Annotated in this window: 1 pseudogene; it reads right to left on the reverse strand. The window is 76.9% G+C overall.

Features of this window, described 5'->3' with window-relative positions:
• Window positions 1-52: 52 nt before the first annotated feature.
• Window positions 53-225 (reverse strand): annotated as a pseudogene (locus VR44_RS49400) (O-antigen ligase family protein); the annotation flags it as partial.

A 225-nucleotide genomic window follows, 5' to 3' on the forward strand; every position in this document is an offset into this window, starting at 1 on the left:
GCGGCGACGTCGGTCGCCGGGGCCGCGGGCCTCCGCCAGGGTGTCGTGTCGGTCACCGGGCGGCCGGCCCGTCGGCGGGCCGGCCGCCCGCGAGGCCGGTGGAGGGCAGGGCCCACCAGGCCGCGAGCCCGATGATCACACCGGTCAGGACCGTGGAGGGGCCGCCGATGTCCGCGTACAGGAAGTCGGTCAGCTGCCACACGAACAGTCCGGTCGCGATCAGCC

Source organism: Streptomyces katrae (assembly GCF_000966975.1).
Taxonomy (GTDB): domain Bacteria; phylum Actinomycetota; class Actinomycetes; order Streptomycetales; family Streptomycetaceae; genus Streptomyces; species Streptomyces katrae.